The organism is Nocardioides sp., assembly GCF_030150155.1.
Taxonomy (GTDB): Bacteria; Actinomycetota; Actinomycetes; order Propionibacteriales; family Nocardioidaceae; genus Nocardioides.
Map to the genome: position 1 here is coordinate 1 of NZ_JASLGR010000044.1, position 17131 is coordinate 17131.

Below are 17131 nucleotides of genomic sequence, written 5' to 3' on the forward strand. Positions count from 1 at the left end.
ACCTGACTCATCAGCGGACACCTCCTCGGGGCGGCTCGCACACGTCACACACCCGACCAGGTGCGCGTCTCTTTCGTGCGCCGGCTTCGCCCCTACGGATCTCGGGGTGCCCTCACTGACGATCTACCCCGACTCTAGACAGACCCACCGACAAAAGCTGATCTGCCTCGGTGACTCGATGCCTCAGTGGCTCGGCGACTCCATACCTCAGTGACTCCGCGATTCCGCGATTCGGTGACTCCCAGCCGGAATGCCGAACGGGCGGTGGCGAACACGGTCTGCGTTCACCACCGCCCGTTGCAGCGGAATGCAAGGTCGATCAGAAGGCCGACGGCCCCCGCGTGATCGCGGTAGCGCCACCGTCCACGAACGTCACTTGAGCGGTGGTGTGGGTGGTCGAGGCGGCGAGGAAGAAGGTGACCACGCGAGCGATGTCGGCGGCCTCGGCGTAGCCGTGCAGTGGCATCGGCACGGCCCGGTCCATGATCGCCTTCATCTTCTCGTCCTTGAACAGCTCGACGGTCATCGGCGTCAGGATGACACCCGGCGCCACGACGTTGATCGCGATCCCGGCGTCGGCCCAGCCGGCCTCGACCGCCGTACGACGGGCCCACTGCGTGATCGCGAGCTTCGAGGACGGGTAGAGCGTCTCGGGGCGAGCGGCGCCATCGAGCACCGCGGCGATCTGCGCCTTCGCCTCGGCCTCGTCGCCGACCAGGAGCGCGTCGACCAGCGGCTGGTAGACGGGCTGGGTCGAGGAGATCGACCCGATCGCGACCACGCGCGGAGCCGCCGAGGCGGCCAGGGCGTCGTGCAGTCCGGTGACCAGGTCGGCGGTGCCGAAGTAGTTGACCAACGGGAGCAGCGGCGACACGCCCGACATGCCCGCGCAGGTCACGAGGCCGTCGACGACTCCCCCGGACAGCTCCAGGATCTGGGCGATCGCCGAGGCGCGCCCCTCGGCGGTGGAGAGGTCGGCGACGACCTCGGTGTCGGCGCGGTCGACGCCGATGACCCGGTCGCCCTCGGCCTCGACCATCGTGCGCAGCGCGGCGCCGAGGCCCGAAGCGGCTCCGGTGATGACGATGGTGCGCGATGCTGCAGTGCCCTCAGCCATGAACTGTCCCTTCACTCTCTGCTGCAGCCGAGCGCCCAGCGCGCCGGCCGAAGAACGTGCCGTCACCCAGGGACGTGCCACTGATGTAGCCGTCGCCGTGGATGCCGGAGGTGACGCGGCCGGCGGCGAAGAGCCCCGGGACGGGACTCCCGTCCCACCGGGTCACGGCACCGTCGGGGGTGGTCCGCAGACCGCCCAGGGTGAAGCCGGCGACACCGTCGCCGTTGCCGCCGCCCTCGCCGGTGCCGGGGAAGAACCCCTCGGCCACGTCGATCGCGGCGAACGGAGGCTCCAGCACCCGCAGCCAGGAGGGGTCCTTGTGGAACCGGTCCGCACCCGCCGCAGCGTCGCGGTTGTACGCCGCCACCGTGGCCTCCAGGGAGCCCGCGGGCATCCCCAGCTCGGCCTCGAGCTCGGCCAGGGTCTCCGCCCCGTGACGCGGCCGCACCCCCCACAGCTCGGGGCCGTCGACGTCCTCGAGGCCGGCCTCGTCGACGATCACCCAGAACGGGCCGCGACGGTGGTCGACCGCAGCGTGGGAGACGATCCCGGGGTAGGCGTCCTCGTTGACGAAGCGCTGGCCGTCGGCGTCGACGATCATGCCGCGGCACGCCAGGGCCGGCAGGTAGGTCAGGGCAGTCTCGTAGGCGCCCATCCGGCGGGTGGCGGCACCGACCTCCAGGGCCATCGTGATGCCCGAGCCGTCGTCGAGGCCGTCGGAGACCTTGCCGCGGCCGAGCAGCTGCGGGGCGTGGTCGGCCAGCATGGCGTCGTTGTCCACGAAGCCGCCGGTGGTGAGCACGACGCCACGGCGGGCGCGGTACTCCACGTCGGCACCGAAGCGCCGGGCACGCACGCCCACCACTCGCTCATCCTCGACGATCAGCGAGGACACCCGGGTGTCGGACACCGTCAGCACACCGGCGGCCTCACCGGCCGCGACCAGGGTGTCCATCAGGACCTTGCCGGCGTAGAACGGCGTCGGTCCGCGGTGGCCGCGCGGGGCCGGGCCGCCGCCGACGGTGGACTCGTTGAACGGCCAGGCGTTCTCGCCGAGCCACATCAGGCCGTCGGTGGTGTGCGGCATCCAGGTCGGGCCGTCGTAGAGCGACGGCGTGAACGGCATGCCGTGGGCGACCAGCCAGTCGAAGTGCTCGACCGACCCGTCGCAGTAGAGCCGGAGCTTCTCCTCGTCGGCGTGCGGGCCCAGGGCCGCCACCATGAAGGTGAACATCGCCTCGGGGGTGTCGGAGAAGCCGCAGGCGGCCTGGACCGAGGTCCCGCCGCCCAGGTAGAGCTCGCCGCCCGACAGGGCCGACGAGCCGCCAGGAGCGCCCGCGCGCTCCAGGACCACGACCGAGGCGCCGGCTTCGGCTGCCTCGATCGCGGCGGTGGCTCCGGCAGCGCCGTACCCGACGATCAGGACGTCACAGGTCACCGGCGCTGCCGGAGTCACCTCACTCATCGCGTGCGATCAGCCCTTCGGCGGGGTGAAGGCCGCCAGCGGCTCCGAACCGGACCAGTCGTGGCCCCAGTACGAGTCCGCGGTGATCTCCTCGGCGGTGTAGTGCGCCTCGTCGACCAGCATGCCCTCGGTGCCGTACTCGAGGTCCCAGCCGCCCGGAGCCCGGACGTAGAAGGAGACCATCTTGTCGTTGGTGTGACGACCCAGCGTGGAGGAGAGCGAGAAGCCGCGGCGGTTGACCTCGTCGAGGGCACGGCCGACGGCGTCGAGCGAGTCGACCTCCATCATCAGGTGGACCAGGCCGGGCTCGCCACCGTGCGGCGCCGGGCACACGGCCAGGCTGTGGTGACGCTGGTTGACGCCCATGAAGCGCACCCGGCGGACCGGCTGCCCCTCGACGACCGGACCCGAGACGCGGATCGCGCCACGGGGCAGGAAGCCGAGCACCTCGGTGTAGAACGCGTAGGTGTCGTCGAAGGCGATCGTCGGGAGGACGACGTGGCCCATCCCCTGGTCGCCGGTGACGAACGTCTGCGCCCACGTGGTGCGCACCGGCGAGTGGTCCAGGACCGGGCCGAAGAAGACCTCGACCGGGGTGCCGGCGGGGTCCTCGAAGGTCAGCGCGGCCTCGACGGAGCGCTCGGCGCACTCCACCGGGGTGAGCTCCTTGACGCCGAAGCCGGCGGCCTCGACGGCACGGCCGACCCGGGCCAGGGCGAACTGGTCACGGACCTCCCAGCCCACGGCCAGGACCTTGTCGGTCTCGCCGGGCAGGACGATCAGGCGGGCGGCCCGCTCGTCCATGCGCAGGTAGAGGCCATCGGCGACCGGGCCGGTGGTCTCGGCCAGGCCGAGCGCCTCGACGGTCAGCTCGCGCCAGCGCGGGACGTCGGTGGTCTGGACCCGGAGGTAGCCGAGTCCGCGGATGTCGGTGGTGGCAGTCATCAGAGTCCTCAGATCATCGAGAGCAGCGGGCCGGGAGGCGGGGTGACGCCGATCTCGGTCATCGCCGAGACGTGCAGCACCGGGCCGGGGACGTGGATCGCGTGGGCCAGGCCCATGTGACCGTCGCGCCAGAAGCGCTGGATCGGGTTGTCCATCCGCATGCCGTTGCCACCGGAGCGGGCCACGACCTCGTCCATCGCCCGGACGGCGCGCCAGGCGGCCGAGACCTGGGTCTGGCGGGACTGGGCGCGGTCGGCGAAGGTGATCTCGCGACCCTCGGCGGCGGCGTCGTAGAACCGGCTGACGTTGTCGAGCATCGCGACCCGGGCGGCCCGGATCTCGGCGGCTGCGGCACCGATCGTGGAGAGCACGTACGGGTCGTCGGTGGACTTCACACCGGTGACCTGGACGCGGCTGCGCTGGTAGTTCAGGTGAGCGGCCAGCGCACCCTCGGCGATACCGATCACGGCCGAGGTGATGCCCATCGGGAACGCGGTGGTGAACGGGATCAGGTACGTCGGGTTGGTGATCCCGGCGTTGGTGGTGTGGGTGCCGTCCATGAACCCGGAGAACGCCATCACGCGGTTCTCGGGGATGAAGGCGTCCTTGACGATGATGTCCTTGGAGCCGGTGCCGCGCAGGCCGACGACGTCCCAGGAGTCAGCGACGATCTCGTAGTCCGAGCGCGGCAGGATGACGTGGTAGTTCTGCGGCGGGTTGACCCGGTTGCCCTCGGCGTCGGCCATGAACGCGCCCAGGAAGATCCAGTCGCAGTGGTCGGTGCCCGAGGAGAACTGCCAGCGGCCGTTGAAGATGTAGCCGCCGTCGACGGGACGGAGCAGACCCATCGGCGCGTACGGCGACGCGATCCAGGTCTCGTTGTCCTTGCCCCAGATCTCCTCCTGGACGCTGGCGTCGCACATCGCCATCTCCCACGGGTGGACACCGACGATGCCGGCGACCCATCCGGTGGAGCCGTCGAGCGAGGCGACCCGCATGACGGTCTCGGCGAAGTCGCGCGGGTGGGCCTCGGCGCCGCCGTACTTGGCGGGCTGAAGCATCTTGATCACGCCGGTCTCACGCAGGAGCTTGGCGGCGGCGTCGTCGAGCCGGCCGAGCTTCTCGTTGGACTCAGCGTACGAAGCGATTTCCTCGGCACGCTCTTCGACGGCCGCGAGGGCGGGGTTGGTCATTGCGCCTCCCAGTAGAAGTGTTCTGTCACCGTGGCACCGCAGGTGCCGACGGGGTGGATCAGGTTCCCGGTCAACGGGAAGCGGCAGCGTCGTTGGCCGCGATGTAGCCGAAGACCATCGAGGGACCGATGGTCGCTCCGGGGCCGGCGTACTCGTTGGCCATCACCGACGCGCTCGCGTTGCCGGTGGCGTAGAGGCCCTCGATGATCGAGCCGTCCTCGCGCAGCACGCGGGACTTCTCGTCGCAGACCAGGCCGCCCTTGGTACCCAGGTCACCGATCTGGATGCGGATCGCGTAGTACGGACCCTTGTCGATCACGTCCAGGTTCGGGTTCTTCAGGGTCGGGTCGCCGTAGTAGCGGTCGTACGCCGACGCGCCACGGTTGAACTCCGGGTCGATCCCGTTGCGGGCGTAGCCGTTGAAGGTCGCAATGGTCTGCGCCAGAGCGGCACCGTCGATGCCGGCCGAGGCGGCCAGCTCCTCCAGGGTGTCGGCCTTGTGTACCATCCCGGCCTCGTAGAACGACTTCGGGAACGGGGCGCCGGGGAGGATCTGGGCGTACGGGTACCGCGAGCGGGCCCGGGCGTCCATGATGCACCAGGCGACGAGGTGCTTGCCCTCGAGCTGGTCGTGCACGAAGTTGACGTACGGCGAGGCCTCGTTGGTGAACCGCTTGCCGTCGGCCGAGACGATCACCTGGCTCGGGATGGCGCGCTCGGACACCAGCGGGATGGTGGCACCGCTGGGGTGCTCCACGCTCGGCATCCACCAGGCGTCGTCCATGAAGTCGACGGCCGCACCGAGGGTAAGACCGGCCTTGATCCCGTCGCCGGTGTTCTCCCGGGCACCGAGGCTGTGGTCGTCCTGACCACCGTCAGCGAGGTACTGCGAGCGCATCGCGGGGTCGTGGTCGAAGCCACCGCAGGCCAGCAGCACTCCAAGGCGACCGCGGATCCGCTGGGTGGCGCCGTCACGGGTGACCTCGATGCCGACGACGCGACCGTCCTCGACGACCAGAGCGGTCATCGGGGTCTGCAGCCACAGCGGGATGCCGGCATCCTTGAGCGCCATCCGCAGACGGGCCACCAGCGCCCGGCCACCGGTCGCCATGTGGCGCCGGATGACGGCGTTGGAGGAGACCCGCCAGGCGGCGACGAGCGACTTGTACCGTCCGCGCCAGGTCCGCTTGACCATGGCGAGGTCGTGGTAGTCCGCCGAGGTGATCCACAGACCCAGCGGGCCCTTCATGGAGTTGGGACGCTGGAACTTCTCGTCCTCCTTGAGCGCCTTGGTGTTGAACGGCTTGGGCTCCACCGAGCGGCCCAGCGGACGGCCACCGTCGTACTCGGGGTGGTAGTCGGCGTAGCCCTTGGTCCAGAAGGTCTTCCACCAGCGGCTCTTCTCCAGCAGCGCCATCGCGGCCGGGCCCTGGTCGACGTAGGCGTCGAGGCGCTCGGGGGTGACCTTGCCCTCGGTGAGGACGTCCATGTAGCGGCGGATCGACTCGCGGGTGTCGTTGTGCCCGCGGCGCTTGAGCTCGGGGTTGTTCGGCACCCAGATGCCGCCGCCGGAGATGCCGGTCGAGCCGCCGTACATCTTGGCCTTCTCGACGATCAGGGTGGACAGGCCGGCGTCGTGGGCGGCCAGCGCCGCGGTCATGCCGCCGCCGCCGGAGCCGACGATCAGGAAGTCGACCTCGTGGTCCCAGCCGGACTGGGGGGTGTTCTGTGTCATGTTGTCGCTCTCGCTCTGGACGGGGTTCAGTCTTCGCGGGTGAGGAAGGCGAGCACGGCGGCCTCCCAGGCCGCCTTCTGCTCGATCATCACCCAGTGACCGCAGTTGGGGAACACGTGCAGCTCGGCGTGCTCGACGGTGCGCATCGGGACCAGTGCCATGTCCATCGGGCTGACCCGGTCGTCACGACCCCAGGTGATCAGCATCCGGGCCTTGATCTGGTGGAGCATGGCCCAGTACGGCGGCTCGGGGGACGATGCGGCGGCCTTGCCCATCGCCTCCAGCGCGGCCCGGCTGTACATCCGGCGCGCGGCGGCCAGGGTGCTCGGCTCGGTGGCCTGCTCCCAGCGGGCCTGGATCAGCTCCTCGGTCACCATCGACTTGTCGTAGACCATCGAGTTGAGCCACTCGATCAGGCGCTCACGGCTGGGCGCCTCGGTGAACTCCATCAGCAGGTTGATGCCCTCGCCCGGCGACGGGCTGAAGAGCGCCTTGCCCATGCCACCGATGGTGACCAGGCGGCGGACCCGGTCGGGGTGGGACAGGGCGAAGCGGGTGCCGACGACGCCACCCATCGAGTTGCCGATGATGTCGACCTGGTCGAGGCCGAGGCCGTCGAGGAACGCCGGCACCGACGGCAGCGCGGCCATCATCGGGTGCTGGTCGGTCGGGTCGGAGACACCGAAGCCAGGGAACTCGAGCACCAGCACCCGGAAGTGCTGGGCGAACAGCGGCAGGTTGCCGGCGAAGTTGCGCCAGCCGGTGACGCCGGGGCCCGAGCCGTGCAGCAGCAGCAGCGGCGGCGCGTCGGGGTCGCCTGCCTCGTGGTAGCGCAGCACGCCCTTGTCGGTGGAGAGCTCCCGCAGGGTGCCCTCGTAGGTCAGATCGCCGGTCACCACGCGCTGCCAGCCGATCGGCGCACGCTCACTGTTGTCTTCCTCACCCCTGCACCGTAAGAACGTGTTCCCCTTCACCCGGTCGCACATCCCGATCACTGGGAGTCTGTGCCGACCACTCACGCCACCAGGTCCATTCACCGGGATCGTCCTCGCGTGTCGACGCCACCGGCGTCCTACCGTCGCGCCATGACCAGCCTCTCCTCGTCCGGCCCGGAGCCCGACGCCGACCTCGTGCCCGCACCGCCCAGCCCGGCCGACATGCGCCAGGCGATGGGCAGCTTCGCGAGCGGCGTCACCGTCGTGACCGGTCTGGGCGAGGAGCCGATGGGCTTCGCCTGCCAGTCGTTCGCGTCGGTCTCCCTGGAGCCGCCGCTGATCCTGTTCTGTGCCGACCACCGGGGTCGGGCGTGGCCGGGGATCCGCGAGACGGGGCGGTTCACGGTCAACGTGCTGGCCGAGGAGCAGACCGAGCTGTGCCAGCGCTTCGGCTCCAGCAAGGGCCGCAAGTTCGAGGGCCTGGACTGGCACCGCTCGCGGTGGGGTACGCCGTCGCTGCCCCAGGCGCTGGTGCGGGTGCACTGCGACGTGGAGACGGTCCACGTGGCCGGGGACCACGACGTGGTGATCGGTCGCGTGCTGGAGCTCGAGCTGGACCCGACGTACCACCGGCCGATGATCTTCTACCGGGGCCGCTTCGGTCTCGACGAGTCGGCCAGCACCGTGGCGCCCTACCTGTGGGGCTGGGGAGACCACTGGGGATGAGCCCGACCCTGGGAACGCCGCAGCCCCTCCTCCTCGTGATCGAGGAGAAGGGGCTGGCGGCGTTGGACTCAGACGGAGTGCAGGTCGCTCTTGCGACCGCGACGTCCACCCAGAGCCGGGTAGAGCTCCAGGGAGACCTGGCGGGCGGCGTCGAGGACCAGCGGGGCGACGCGCTCCAGCGGGGTGGCGGAGTCGCTGACCAGGGAGATCGCACCGATCGGGCCCTCGGGGGCGTGGATCGCGGCGGCGACGCAGGCGATCTCCTCGAAGCACTCGCCGCGCTCGACGGCGAGGCCGTGGCGACCACGGACCCGGTTGAGCTCGGCGTGCAGGCTGGCCAGGGAGCCGATCGTCTTGCCGGTGCGGGCGCGCACCGAGTCACCGACGCGCTCGTCGACCTCCTCGGCGGGCAGCCAGGCAAGCATCGCGCGGCCCAGGGCGGTGCAGTGCGCCGGGGCGAAGCCGCCGACCCGCGAGGGCACCGAGGTGGCGAACCGGGCGCCGATCTTGTCGAGGTAGCGGATCCGACCCTCGTCGAGCACGGCGAGGTGCACGGTCAGGCCGGTGCGCAGCATCAGGGTGTGCAGGTGCTGGGAGGCGGCGGCCCGCAGCTCGTTGGTGTCGTCGGCCACTCCCCCGAGGTACAGCGCCCGGCGACCGAGGCTGTAGCCGTAGTTGGAGTGCTCCAGCCAGTTGAGCTTGACCAGCTGATCGAGGATCCGGTGGGCGGTCGAGCGCGGCAGATGCGTGATCCGGGCGACGTCCTCCAGGGTCAGGCGCGACGAGCGACCCGGGAACGCATCGAGGATGAGCGTCATCCGCTCGACCATCGACGGCGGAAGCTCGCGGCGCTGCGGCGCTTCGACGTGGGCGACAGACATGGACCCCTCCAGGCAAAACTGAAATGAATTCTAGGTGGTGACAGAGACCACAGTAGCGAGCCGAGGGCGTTCACGGAAGGACCCAAAACTGAAATTCATTCTGCCGAGCGTGATGCACGCTCAGCGAGGCCTCTGGAGGCACTCGGCCCGCTTCCATTGAGCGGGACCTCGGCCGACCCCGAATCGCTCCGCGACCCAGACTCGCCGCATCGGCTACCAGCCACGACGAATGGAGCAAGAGATGAGCATCGCAGGGGACAACGACACCGAGGTCCGCCAGATCGAGGCCGAAGCTGCGCCGACCCGGTTCGCCCGCGGCTGGCACTGCCTGGGTCTGGTCAAGGACTTCGCCGACGGCAAGCCGCACCGGATCGACGCCTTCGGCGAGAAGCTCGTCGTCTTCGCCGGCGAGGACGGCAAGGTCAACGTGCTCGACGGCTACTGCCGCCACATGGGCGCCGACCTGTCCGAGGGCACGGTCAAGGGCAACGAGCTCGCCTGCCCGTTCCACGACTGGCGCTGGGGCGGCGACGGCCGCTGCAAGTCCATCCCCTACGCTCGCCGCGTCCCGCTGCGTGCCCGCACCGCCGCCTGGGAGACCCTGGTCCAGGACGGCATGCTGTTCATCTGGAACGACCCCGAGGGCAACCCGCCGCCGGCCGACGTCACGATCCCCCGGATCGAGGCGTACGGCGACCCGGAGTGGACCGACTGGATCTGGTACACCACCAAGATCGAGGGCGCCAACTGCCGCGAGATCGTCGACAACGTCGTGGACATGGCGCACTTCTTCTACGTGCACTACTCCTTCCCGACGCACTTCTCGAACATCTTCGAGGGCCACACCGCCACCCAGTTCATGAAGGGCGAGGGCCGCGAGGACATCCGCCCGAAGTCCAAGGGTGGCGAGCGCCGCAACCTCGGCTCCAGCTCCGTGGCCGCCTACCACGGCCCGTCGTTCATGATCGACGACCTGATCTACCACTACGACGACGAGGACGTCCCCAGCGTCCTGATCAACTGCCACTACCCGATCGACAACAACTCCTTCATGCTCCAGTACGGCGTGATCGTCAAGAAGCAGCCCGGCACCGACGACGCCACCGCCGAGGCGATGGCCCGCAAGCAGGGCGACTTCATCCGCCTGGGCTTCGAGCAGGACGTCGCGATCTGGAAGACCAAGGCCCGGATCGACAACCCGCTGCTGTGCGAGGAGGACGGCCCGGTCTACCAGCTGCGTCGCTGGTACGAGCAGTTCTACGTCGACGTCGCCGACGTCAAGCCGGAGATGGTCGAGCGCTTCGAGTTCGAGATCGACACCTCGCGGCCCAACGAGGCCTGGCGTCGCGAGGTCGAGGAGAACATCGCCCGCCGTGAGGCGGCCGCTGCGGCCGAGTCCACGAGCCAGCCGGTCTGATGTCGGTCCGTCCTGACAACCGGCTGGCCGACGGGCCGATGACGCCGCTCACGTGCTCCGCGTGTGGTGCGTGCGTCGAGGTCCGCAAGAGCAGCTGGGAGCAGTCTTCAGTGCAGTGGCACGACGACGCCGTCGAGCGGTGTCTGGAGCGGCGTGCCTCGACGCCCCGCCCCGGGCCCAACGGCGCCGCGTTCGCCGGGTGCCAGACGTTGAAGCAGGACATCCGGGAGGCCGCCGTACGCGGCACCCTGCCGATCCAGATCGACGAGGCACTGCCCACCAACCCCGAGAACGAGGAATCACACGCATGATCGACATCGACCGCCACGGACCCTGGGCCGTCATCGCCGGTGGCTCCGAGGGAGTCGGCGCCGCCTTCGCGACGCAGCTCGCCGAGGCGGGCCTCAACCTCGTCCTGCTGGCCCGCAAGCCGGGCCCGCTGGAGGAGACCGCCGAGGCCGCCCGTGCCCTCGGCGCCGAGGTCCGCACCCTGGCCGTCGACCTCACCGAGTCCGACGCGACCGCCAAGATCGCCGAGCTGACCTCCGACCTGGAGGTGGGGCTGCTGGTCTTCAACGCCGGCGCCAACACCTACGGCCACGAGTTCGTCACCGGTGACCTGGAGAAGTTCAACAAGGTGATCGCCCTCAACATCACCGCCCAGATGGAGCTGATCCAGCTCTTCGGCGGCCCGATGAAGGAGCGTCGCCGCGGCGGCCTGCTACTGATCGGCTCCCTGGCCGGCTTCATGGGCCAGGCGCAGATCTCGATCTACTCCGCCGTGAAGTCCTTCTGCCGCACCTTCGCCGAGGGCCTGTGGCTGGAGATGCGCGAGTACGACGTCGACGTGCTGGAGTTCGTCCTCGGCGTCACCCGCACGCCCGCGATGGCGCGTGCCGGTCTCGACATGGACATCCCCGGCCTCAACGTCTCCGAGCCCGCCGACGTCGCCCGCCAGGCACTCGCCGAGCTCGGCAACGGCCCGGTCCAGGTGGCCGCCGGCAACGAGAAGACCGTCGAGGTCCGCTCCGGGACCGACCGCTCCAAGCTCGTCCTCGGTGCCCACGAGGCGATGAAGCGGATGCTTCCGCCGGCCTCGGCCTGAGCAGGCTGACCCCGCGGTGAGGCAGCTGAAGCTGGGCCTGGTCAGTCCGATCGTGACCGCGAACCCGGGAGCGCACAGCCCCTGGGAGTCGCAGGCCGGGATCGAGGACCTGGCGCGGGTCGCCGAGGTCGCCGACCGGCTCGGCTTCGACCACCTCACCTGCAGCGAGCATGTCGCGGTCCCCGTGGACGTCGCCGCCGAGCGCGGCGGCGTCTACTGGGACCCGCTCGCCACCTTCGGCTACCTCGCCGCCCGGACCAACCGGATCCGACTGGCCACCCAGGTGCTGGTGCTGGGCTACCACCACCCGCTGGAGATCGCCAAGCGCTACGGCACCCTCGACCTGATCAGCGGCGGCCGCCTCGTCCTCGGCCTCGGTGTCGGCACCCTGGAGCGCGAGTTCGAGCTCCTCGGTGCCGAGTTCGCCGGCCGCGGGGCGATCGCCGACGACGCCCTGGCCGCGCTCCGTGCCGCCCTGGGCACCCCCACCCCGACGTACGCGGGGACGCACTTCCACTTCGACGACCTGGTCGTCGAGCCCCACGCCGTGCAGAGCCGGGTGCCGTTGTGGATCGGCGGCCGCACCGCCCGCTCGCTGCGCCGCGCCGTCACCCACGGTGACGGCTGGGTGCCGTTCGGCCTCCCCCTGGAGGCGCTGAGCTCGATGCTCGCCGGCGTCGAGATCCCCGCCGACTTCGAGGTACTGCTCTCCCCCGGCCGCTCGCTGGATCCCCTCGGCGAGCGCGACCGGACGCTTCGCCGACTGTCCCGGGTGCTCGAGGCGGGAGCGACGATGGTCAGCACCTCCGTCGCTGCCCAGAGCGCCGACCACTACTGCGAGCAGCTCGACGCGCTCGCCTCCCTCTCCCAGGAGATCGCATGAGTGAGACCACCAGCATCGACGCGCGCCTGGAGGCGCTCGAGGCCCTCGCGGCCCGGGTCGCCTTCCTCGAGGACGAGCGCGAGATCAGCCAGCTGATCGCCTCCTACGGACCGTTCGTCGACTCCGGCTCGGCCGACGAGGTGACGGCGATCTGGACCGCCGGCGGCGTGTACGACGTCGACGAGGGCCGCTTCGCCGGGGCTGCGGCCATCCACGCGATGGTCGAGTCCCGCGGCCACCAGGGCTGGATCAAGGGCGGCTGCGCCCACTTCCTCGGCCCGGTGAAGGTCACCGTCGACGGCGACGAGGCGGTCGCGATCTGCCACTCGCTGATGGTGGTCAACACCGAGAACGGCTTCGTGGTGCGCCGCGCCACCGCCAACCACTGGCAGCTGACCCGCACCCCGGAGGGCTGGCGGGCCACGATCCGCACCAGCCGGGTGCTCGACGGTCGGCCCGAGTCGCCGGCCCTGCTCGCCGCCGGTGCCCGCGGAGAGAAGCCGTGAGCGCCACCACCGGCCGGCTGGCCGGCCGCGTCGCGGTGATCACCGGTGCCGGCGACGGCATCGGCGCCGGGGTCGCGCGGGCGTACGCCGCCGAGGGCGCGCGCGTGGTCGTGGCCGAGTTCAACCCGCAGACCGGTCAGGCCGTGGCCGACGAGGTCGGCGGGGTCTTCGTGCACACCGACGTCTCGGACAAGGCCCAGGTCGAGGCGATGGTGGCGGCGGCCGTGTCGACGTACGGCAGCATCGACATCCTGGTCAACAACGCCTGGAGCGCCGCCACGATCTGCCGGGTCGAGGACAAGACCGACGCGATGATCGACGGCGCCCTGGAGATCGGGTTCAAGGGCCCGCTGTGGGCGATGCAGGCCGCTTTTCCGCACATGAAGGCGGCCGGCTGGGGGCGCGTGATCAACATGTGCTCCCTCAACGGCGTCAACGCCCACATGGGCTCCCTGGAGTACAACGCCACCAAGGAGGCGTTGCGCACCCTGACCCGGACGGCGGCCCGTGAGTGGGCGCCGACCGGGGTCGTGGTCAACGCGCTGTGCCCCGGCGCCAAGAGCGCCGCGTTCCGTCGGGTGATGGGCACCCACCCCGAGCTGGAGGCGGCCGCCGACGCGGCCAACCCGATGGGCCGGATCGGCGATCCTCAGGCCGACATCGGCCCGGTGGCGGTCTTCCTCGGCAGCGAGGATTGCCGCTACCTGACCGGCAACACGCTCTTCGTCGACGGTGGCGCGCACATCAACGGCGTCGCCTGGCAGCCGGAGCTCCCGTGAGCGCCTCGATCCCGGCCCTCGACGACCGCACCGCGATCGTCGAGGCCCTGGCCGTCTTCGCCGCCGCCACCGACGCCCGCGACTGGGAGACCGTCACCGGCCTCCTCTCCCCCGAGTGCCGGGGCTACAGCACCACCGGCCGCGAGGCGGTGGTGACCCAGATGCAGGCCCACCTCGGCGGCGTCGGCCCCACCCAGCACCTGCTCGGCAACCACCGGGTCACGGTCACTGGCGACACCGCCGTCTCGCTCACCTACGGCCGCGTCTACCACGTCGGCGCCGGTGAGATGGAGGGCTCGTTCTTCGAGTGCCTGGGCGACTACACCGACCACTGGGTCCGCACCGCGGACGGCTGGCAGATCAGCTACCGGAAGTTCGAGATCAGGATCGCGCTGGGCGACTGGAAGGTGCTGCGCCCCGCCTGATCTGTGCGCCACACAGACGACTGGCCACCAACGCCCGACTGGATCTCTCCAGCCGGCCGTGGTGGCCAGTCGTCGTCTCAGTGGGTCACACGGCGGCCGGGGCCACCGGCAGCAGCGCGGCGCGGTCGTGGGCGAGGAACTCGGCCTCGATCTCGGCCGTGGCCTCAGGGGTGAGCAGGGTGTACTCGGCCGTGCGGCCGACGCGGGCGTAGACCGGCTCGTCGGTGAGCCAGCCCGCAGCGCGCAGCGGCGCCTTGTTGACCTTGTTGCTGGCCGTGAGCGGGATCGCGGCGGTGATCCGGACGAACCGGGGCCACCACTTCGCGCCCATCTCCGGGGCCGTCGCCAGGAACTCACCGAACGCGGCCGGGTCGAATGACGCCCCCGGCTTGAGCTCGATCGCGGTCATCACCTGGTCGCCGGTGGCGGGGTCGGGCACCGCGAAGACGACGGCCGACAGGACACCGTCCATCCGCTGGATCAGGCGCTCGACCGGGGCGGCGGCGAAGTTCTCGCTGTCGACCCGCAGCCAGTCCGAGGACCGGCCGGCGAAGTAGAAGTAGCCGTCGGCGTCGCGGTAGCCCAGGTCACCGGACCAGAAGTCCTCGCCCCGGACCCGGTCGGCCATCGCGCCCGGGTTCTTCCAGTAGCCCTCGAAGGTATGCGCCAGCCCGACGCCGACGAACTGCCCGACGGCCTCGGGGTTGAGCAGCCGCCCGGCCTCGTCGAACCGGGCACGGGGGCACTCCTCCCCCGTCGCCTCGTCCAGGATCCGTACGTCGGCACCGTTGGCGGCCACGCCGAGGGAGCCGCTCGGGGCCTCGGGCACGGGCACCACCCGGAAGACGCCCTCGGACATGCCGTAGCCCTCCATCACCTCACACCCGTAGCGGGCGGTGAAGCGGGCCACGTCGGCCTCGGAGGCCTCGGTGCCGAAGGCGAGCTCCAGGGTGGAGTCGGCGTCACGCGGGTCCACCGGACGGCTGAGCACGTAGGACAGCGCCCGGCCGACGTAGTTCACGAAGGTGACGCCGTAGCGGTGGATGTCCTCGCCGAACCGGCTCGCGGAGAACTTCCGAGTCATCGCCACCGTCGAGCCGGCCGCCATCGCGGTGGCCAGGTTGAGCATCACGGCGTTGCCGTGGAAGAGCGGCATGCACAGGTAGGTGACCGAGTCGCGGCGCAGTCGGACCCGGCCGATCAGGGCCTCGGTGAGGCGGCCCAGACGGCCCTGGCCCACGATCACGGCCTTGGGCGCGCCGGTGGAACCGGAGCTGAACAACAGCAGCGCCAGGTCGTCCTCGCTGGGTGCGGTGGTGGGCAGCTCCGCGCCGGCGTACTGCGCCAGCGCCTCGGCGTACGCCGGGGTGTCGATGTTGAAGACCAGCTCGGGCGGGACGCCGTGGTCGCCGCCCTCGAGCAGGTGGGCGAGCTTGTCCTCGGTGATCAGGATGTCGACGTCGGCGTGCCGGATGTCGACGGCGAGCTCGGCGCCGCTGCGGCTGGAGTTGATCCCCACCATCACCGCACCGGCCAGCGCGCCGCCGGCGATCCAGAAGACGAAGTCGGGCACGTTCTCCAGCAGGACGCCGATGTGGCGCTGGCGGCCCTCGGGGGCAGGAACCCGAGCGTCGAGCAGCGCAGCGCGCACGCAGCCCTCGGAGACCACCTGGTCCCAGGTCCAGTCCTGGTCCTCGAACCGCAGGCCGATCGAGTGGTCCCCGGCGCGGGAACGGACGATGTCAGCGAAGGTCGTCATGGTCGGCCGTCCTCAGAGTCGCTCGATGATGGCAGCGGTCGCCTGGGCGCCACCGGCGCAGATGGCGACGACGCCGAAGGTCTGGTCGCGGCGCTCGAGCTCGTCGATCACCGAGGCGATCAGCCGGATCCCGGTCGAGCCGACCGGGTGGCCCAGGGCGATCGCGCCGCCGTTGACGTTGAGCTTGTCGTGGTCCACGCCGTGCACCCGGGCGAACGACATCGGCACCGACGCGAACGCCTCGTTGACCTCGAACAGGTCGATGTCGGCGATCGTCATGCCGGCCCGGTCCAGCACCCGCTGGGTGGCGCGGATCGGACCGTCGAGCAGGTACTGCGGCTCGGCACCGACCAGGGCCTGGGCGACGATCCGGGCGCGCGGGCGCAGGCCGTGCGCGGCGGCGTACTCGTCGGAGACCAGCAGGGCGGCGGTGGCGCCGTCGGAGATCTGGGAGGAGGTGCCGGCGGTGTGCAGGCCACCCTCGCGGATCGGGTTGAGTGCGGCGAGCTTCTCCAGGCTGGTCTCACGCAGGCCCTCGTCGCGGCTGACGACCTCGCCGTCGGCGCGGGTGACGGGGACGATCTGGCGGTCGAAGCGACCCTCGTCCCAGGCCAGACGCGCACGCTGCTGGGAGGCCAGGCCGAACGCGTCGAGCTCGGCGCGGGTGATCCCACGGCGGTCGGCGATCCGGTCGGCGGCCTCGTACTGGGCGGGCAGGTCCACGGTCCAGTTGTCGGGGCGCGGGCGGCCGACGTCACCGGCCAGGTTGGAGCCCAGCGGAACCCGCGACATCACCTCGATGCCGCACGCCATCCCGACGTCGAAGAGCCCGGCGGCGATCTGGGCACCGATCAGGTGCACCGACTGCTGGGCCGAGCCGCACTGGGCGTCCAGGGTCGTGGAGCCGGTCTCCTCGGCCAGGCCGGCGTGCAGCCAGGCGAAGCGGACGGTGTTGCCGGACTGCTCGCCGGCCTGCGTGACGCAGCCGCCGATGGTCTCGGTGACCTCGGCCGAGTCGACGCCGGTGCGGTCCAGGACGGCCCGCTGGATGCCGCTGAGCAGCTCGACGGCGTGGATCCCGCTGAGGGCGCCTCCGCGCTTTCCTGACGGGGTACGGGCGGCGTCGATGATGACGGGCGTAGGCATGGGTCCTCCTGGACAGCGGTGAAGTGCCTCGCCACGCTAAGAGCCGCGAGGCTCCGATCGTGACGGGATTCCCGTTGACCGGAACCGTCGCGGTCGAACGATCCGCACAGCGCC

General features: G+C 70.7%; 17 protein-coding genes. 8 read left to right on the forward strand and 9 right to left on the reverse strand.

What is annotated here, in order from left to right; genetic code table 11:
* Positions 1–319: 319 nt before the first annotated feature.
* The 6 genes from Q1V88_RS13655 to Q1V88_RS13680 all read right to left on the reverse strand — a co-directional run bounded on the left by Q1V88_RS13655 (position 320) and on the right by Q1V88_RS13680 (position 7354).
* Positions 320–1117, reverse strand: coding sequence for an SDR family NAD(P)-dependent oxidoreductase (locus Q1V88_RS13655; protein ID WP_300681830.1), 798 nt, complete (start codon positions 1115–1117; stop codon positions 320–322).
* Positions 1110–2582, reverse strand: coding sequence for an FAD-dependent oxidoreductase (locus Q1V88_RS13660; RefSeq protein ID WP_300681831.1), 1473 nt, complete (start codon positions 2580–2582; stop codon positions 1110–1112). The genes Q1V88_RS13655 and Q1V88_RS13660 overlap by 8 nt, the downstream gene beginning before the upstream one ends.
* 9 nt (positions 2583–2591) lie before the next feature.
* The gene (locus Q1V88_RS13665; RefSeq protein WP_300681833.1) at positions 2592–3527 is read right to left on the reverse strand and encodes a VOC family protein; all 936 of its coding nucleotides are present in this window, start codon (positions 3525–3527) and stop codon (positions 2592–2594) included.
* Positions 3528–3535: 8 nt separating this feature from the next.
* A complete protein-coding gene (locus tag Q1V88_RS13670) occupies positions 3536–4720 on the reverse strand; it encodes an acyl-CoA dehydrogenase family protein (RefSeq protein ID WP_300681835.1) in 1185 nt (394 codons plus the stop codon).
* A gap of 70 nt (positions 4721–4790) precedes the next feature.
* Positions 4791–6455, reverse strand: a complete 1665-nt coding sequence (locus tag Q1V88_RS13675) for an FAD-binding protein (protein WP_300681837.1) — start codon at positions 6453–6455, stop codon at positions 4791–4793.
* Positions 6456–6481: 26 nt separating this feature from the next.
* A complete protein-coding gene (locus Q1V88_RS13680; RefSeq protein WP_300681839.1) occupies positions 6482–7354 on the reverse strand; it encodes an alpha/beta fold hydrolase in 873 nt (290 codons plus the stop codon).
* Positions 7355–7540: 186 nt separating this feature from the next.
* On the opposite strand from Q1V88_RS13680, the gene Q1V88_RS13685 reads away from it, so the two are divergent.
* Positions 7541–8116 carry a flavin reductase family protein gene (locus Q1V88_RS13685; RefSeq protein ID WP_300681840.1) on the forward strand — a complete coding sequence of 192 codons (576 nt, stop codon included), beginning with the start codon at positions 7541–7543 and terminating at the stop codon, positions 8114–8116.
* 68 nt (positions 8117–8184) lie between these two features.
* Here Q1V88_RS13685 and Q1V88_RS13690 read toward each other — a convergent pair whose 3' ends face one another.
* Complete coding sequence (locus tag Q1V88_RS13690) at positions 8185–8997, reverse strand: IclR family transcriptional regulator (RefSeq protein ID WP_300681841.1); 813 nt, start codon at positions 8995–8997, stop codon at positions 8185–8187.
* Between the two features lie 241 nt (positions 8998–9238).
* Here Q1V88_RS13690 and Q1V88_RS13695 point away from each other — a divergent pair, with 241 nt between their 5' ends.
* The 7 genes from Q1V88_RS13695 to Q1V88_RS13725 are packed head-to-tail and all read left to right on the forward strand — an operon-like array spanning position 9239 to position 14112.
* Positions 9239–10414: a Rieske 2Fe-2S domain-containing protein gene (locus Q1V88_RS13695; RefSeq protein WP_300681843.1), complete on the forward strand. Its 1176-nt coding sequence runs from the start codon at positions 9239–9241 to the stop codon at positions 10412–10414.
* A complete protein-coding gene (locus tag Q1V88_RS13700; RefSeq protein WP_300681844.1) occupies positions 10414–10725 on the forward strand; it encodes a ferredoxin in 312 nt (103 codons plus the stop codon). Before Q1V88_RS13695 ends, Q1V88_RS13700 begins: the two co-directional genes overlap by 1 nt.
* Positions 10722–11519: an SDR family NAD(P)-dependent oxidoreductase gene (locus tag Q1V88_RS13705; RefSeq protein WP_300681845.1), complete on the forward strand. Its 798-nt coding sequence runs from the start codon at positions 10722–10724 to the stop codon at positions 11517–11519. The genes Q1V88_RS13700 and Q1V88_RS13705 overlap by 4 nt, the downstream gene beginning before the upstream one ends.
* 16 nt (positions 11520–11535) lie before the next feature.
* Positions 11536–12402 (forward strand): TIGR03619 family F420-dependent LLM class oxidoreductase, encoded by an 867-nt coding sequence (locus Q1V88_RS13710; protein ID WP_300681847.1) that lies wholly within the window; start codon positions 11536–11538, stop codon positions 12400–12402.
* Positions 12399–12908 carry a nuclear transport factor 2 family protein gene (locus tag Q1V88_RS13715; RefSeq protein ID WP_300681848.1) on the forward strand — a complete coding sequence of 170 codons (510 nt, stop codon included), beginning with the start codon at positions 12399–12401 and terminating at the stop codon, positions 12906–12908. The genes Q1V88_RS13710 and Q1V88_RS13715 overlap by 4 nt, the downstream gene beginning before the upstream one ends.
* On the forward strand, positions 12905–13687 hold the full coding sequence (locus Q1V88_RS13720) for an SDR family oxidoreductase (protein WP_300681850.1): 783 nt from the start codon (positions 12905–12907) through the stop codon (positions 13685–13687). The genes Q1V88_RS13715 and Q1V88_RS13720 overlap by 4 nt, the downstream gene beginning before the upstream one ends.
* Complete coding sequence (locus Q1V88_RS13725) at positions 13684–14112, forward strand: nuclear transport factor 2 family protein (RefSeq protein ID WP_300681851.1); 429 nt, start codon at positions 13684–13686, stop codon at positions 14110–14112. The genes Q1V88_RS13720 and Q1V88_RS13725 overlap by 4 nt, the downstream gene beginning before the upstream one ends.
* 85 nt (positions 14113–14197) lie before the next feature.
* On the opposite strand, the gene Q1V88_RS13730 is transcribed toward Q1V88_RS13725, so the two are convergent.
* Positions 14198–15871, reverse strand: a complete 1674-nt coding sequence (locus Q1V88_RS13730; protein ID WP_300681852.1) for an AMP-binding protein — start codon at positions 15869–15871, stop codon at positions 14198–14200.
* A gap of 12 nt (positions 15872–15883) precedes the next feature.
* On the reverse strand, positions 15884–17017 hold the full coding sequence (locus tag Q1V88_RS13735; protein WP_300681853.1) for a steroid 3-ketoacyl-CoA thiolase: 1134 nt from the start codon (positions 17015–17017) through the stop codon (positions 15884–15886).
* Between the last annotated feature and the right edge of the window lie 114 nt (positions 17018–17131).

Coding starts and splice junctions, on each gene's coding strand:
- Q1V88_RS13655 (WP_300681830.1), bottom strand. CDS start 1,117: ATGGCTGAGGGCACTGCAGCATCGCGCACCATCGTCATCACCGGAGCC.
- Q1V88_RS13660 (WP_300681831.1), bottom strand. CDS start 2,582: ATGAGTGAGGTGACTCCGGCAGCGCCGGTGACCTGTGACGTCCTGATC.
- Q1V88_RS13665 (WP_300681833.1), bottom strand. CDS start 3,527: ATGACTGCCACCACCGACATCCGCGGACTCGGCTACCTCCGGGTCCAG.
- Q1V88_RS13670 (WP_300681835.1), bottom strand. CDS start 4,720: ATGACCAACCCCGCCCTCGCGGCCGTCGAAGAGCGTGCCGAGGAAATC.
- Q1V88_RS13675 (WP_300681837.1), bottom strand. CDS start 6,455: ATGACACAGAACACCCCCCAGTCCGGCTGGGACCACGAGGTCGACTTC.
- Q1V88_RS13685 (WP_300681840.1), top strand. CDS start 7,541: ATGACCAGCCTCTCCTCGTCCGGCCCGGAGCCCGACGCCGACCTCGTG.
- Q1V88_RS13690 (WP_300681841.1), bottom strand. CDS start 8,997: ATGTCTGTCGCCCACGTCGAAGCGCCGCAGCGCCGCGAGCTTCCGCCG.
- Q1V88_RS13695 (WP_300681843.1), top strand. CDS start 9,239: ATGAGCATCGCAGGGGACAACGACACCGAGGTCCGCCAGATCGAGGCC.
- Q1V88_RS13700 (WP_300681844.1), top strand. CDS start 10,414: ATGTCGGTCCGTCCTGACAACCGGCTGGCCGACGGGCCGATGACGCCG.
- Q1V88_RS13705 (WP_300681845.1), top strand. CDS start 10,722: ATGATCGACATCGACCGCCACGGACCCTGGGCCGTCATCGCCGGTGGC.
- Q1V88_RS13715 (WP_300681848.1), top strand. CDS start 12,399: ATGAGTGAGACCACCAGCATCGACGCGCGCCTGGAGGCGCTCGAGGCC.
- Q1V88_RS13730 (WP_300681852.1), bottom strand. CDS start 15,871: ATGACGACCTTCGCTGACATCGTCCGTTCCCGCGCCGGGGACCACTCG.
- Q1V88_RS13735 (WP_300681853.1), bottom strand. CDS start 17,017: ATGCCTACGCCCGTCATCATCGACGCCGCCCGTACCCCGTCAGGAAAG.